This window comes from Microseira wollei NIES-4236, from assembly GCF_020521235.1.
In the GTDB taxonomy this organism is placed as follows: domain Bacteria; phylum Cyanobacteriota; class Cyanobacteriia; order Cyanobacteriales; family Aerosakkonemataceae; genus Microseira; species Microseira wollei.
Map to the genome: position 1 here is coordinate 1 of NZ_BLAY01000426.1, position 1,540 is coordinate 1,540.

Annotated in this window: 6 protein-coding genes; 2 read left to right on the forward strand and 4 right to left on the reverse strand. The window is 53.1% G+C overall.

Annotation, left to right across the window (positions count from 1 at the left end; translation table 11 throughout):
- Window positions 1-395 (forward strand): hypothetical protein (locus MiSe_RS48985; RefSeq protein ID WP_226594787.1); only part of this gene is annotated, 395 nt, incomplete at its 5' end.
- On the opposite strand, the gene MiSe_RS48990 is transcribed toward MiSe_RS48985, so the two are convergent.
- The 3 genes from MiSe_RS48990 to MiSe_RS48995 all read right to left on the reverse strand — a co-directional run bounded on the left by MiSe_RS48990 (window position 386) and on the right by MiSe_RS48995 (window position 1,079).
- A complete protein-coding gene (locus MiSe_RS48990; RefSeq protein WP_226594788.1) occupies window positions 386-577 on the reverse strand; it encodes a hypothetical protein in 192 nt (63 codons plus the stop codon). The two genes, MiSe_RS48985 and MiSe_RS48990, sit on opposite strands and share 10 nt — an antisense overlap.
- 195 nt (window positions 578-772) lie before the next feature.
- On the reverse strand, window positions 773-907 hold the full coding sequence (locus MiSe_RS51830; RefSeq protein ID WP_264197164.1) for a hypothetical protein: 135 nt from the start codon (window positions 905-907) through the stop codon (window positions 773-775).
- Between the two features lie 7 nt (window positions 908-914).
- The gene (locus MiSe_RS48995; protein ID WP_226594790.1) at window positions 915-1,079 is read right to left on the reverse strand and encodes a hypothetical protein; all 165 of its coding nucleotides are present in this window, start codon (window positions 1,077-1,079) and stop codon (window positions 915-917) included.
- A 43-nt stretch (window positions 1,080-1,122) separates the two neighbouring features.
- On the opposite strand from MiSe_RS48995, the gene MiSe_RS51835 reads away from it, so the two are divergent.
- Entirely contained in the window at window positions 1,123-1,254 is a 132-nt protein-coding gene (locus tag MiSe_RS51835; protein ID WP_264197165.1) for a hypothetical protein, read from the forward strand.
- A gap of 88 nt (window positions 1,255-1,342) precedes the next feature.
- Here the strand turns inward: MiSe_RS51835 and MiSe_RS49000 are convergent.
- Window positions 1,343-1,540: hypothetical protein (locus tag MiSe_RS49000; protein WP_226594792.1), on the reverse strand; the 198-nt coding region annotated here is incomplete at its 5' end.

Consider the following 1,540-nt stretch of genomic DNA (forward strand, 5'->3'; position numbering starts at 1 on the left):
CCCACAAGAAAAAATCATCTTTGTTCTTGTGGGGTGGGACGGGCAAGATGCCCATCCCACAAGAAAAAATCATCTTTGTTCTTGTGGGGTGGGACGGGCAAGATGCCCATCCCACAAGAAAAAATCAGCTTTTGTCTTGTGGGGTGGGACGGGCAAGATGCCCATCCCACAAGAAAAAATCAGCTTTTGTCTTGTGGGGTGGGACGGGCAAGATGCCCATCCCACAAGAAAAAATCATCTTTTGTCTTGTGGGGTGGGACGGGCAAGATGCCCATCCCACAAGAAAAAATCATCTTTGTTCTTGTGGGGTGGGCGTCTCGCCCGCCCAATCAAAAAAGCCTGGGTCGGCAGGCTTCGTTTGTGTGCCCGCTTGCGCTCCGCGCCTTTATGCGTGAGGCTTACCATTATCCTTGCGCTTCGTATCATCCCAATAAACGATCAGCAGACAGTAAATCGCTAATGGAATTAGAGCGATCGCAACAGGTGGATAAATGGTATAGAAAGTCGCCAAAACCTCAGCCACTCCCAATCCTGCCAAAATCATCTCCGCCTGTTTCCGCGTGTTATAATTGGACATAGGAAATCCTTCGTCTTGACAGACGATCGAATGAACAATTTAAAGCAAAAATGCAGAGTTTAGTGGTTGCAGCCACTTACCTCAACATTGAGAGCGTCTCTAGTAGCAGCTAGGGGCGCTCTAATGCTTATATGCGAAGCATAACACGACCCCATCATAATGTAAAAAAAATGTCGTATATTAAAAAAAAGTAAGTTAAAACTGACGTATCTTGTTTGAGGGCATCGACCGGGTGTAGGGGCACGGCACGATCAACCCAGGCGTCGTCGCCGAGAATATCAAATGCCGTGCCAGGGCGATCGGTGGGGCATCGACCGGGTGTAGGGGCACGGCACGATCAACCCAGGCGTCGTCGCCGAGAATAGAGAATGCCGTGCCAGGGCGATCGGGGCGGCATCGAAGGGGTGTAGGGGCACGGCACGATCAACCCAGGCGTCGTCGCCGAGAATAGAGAATGCCGTGCCAGGGCGATCGGTGGGGCATCGACCGGGTGTAGGGGCACGGCATGATCAACCCTCGCTGCGTCGCCGAGAATATCAAATGCCGTGCCCCTACAATCAACGGTGTTGCTGTTTTTGTTTATTTCAGTAGGGGCACGGCATGATCAACCCTCGCTGCGTCGCCGAGAATATCAAATGCCGTGCCAGGGCGATCGGTGGGGCATCGAAGGGGTGTAGGGGCACGGCACGATCAACCCTCGCTGCGTCGCCGAGAATATCAAATGCCGTGCCCCTACAATCAACGGTGTTGCTGTTTTTGTTTATTTCAGTAGGGGCACGGCACGATCAACCCAGGCGTCGTCGCCGAGAATATCAAATGCCGTGCCAGGGCGATCGGGGCGGCATCGGCGGGGTGTAGGGGCACGGCACGATCAACCCTCGCTGCGTCGCCGAGAATATCAAATGCCGTGCCCCTAAAATCAACGGTGTTGCTGTTTTTGTTTATTTCAGTAGGGGCACGGCA

Bases quoted from the DNA above. Each gene is read 5' to 3' on its own strand.
- MiSe_RS48990 (WP_226594788.1), bottom strand. From the start codon at position 577: ATGTCCAATTATAACACGCGGAAACAGGCGGAGATGATTTTGGCAGGA.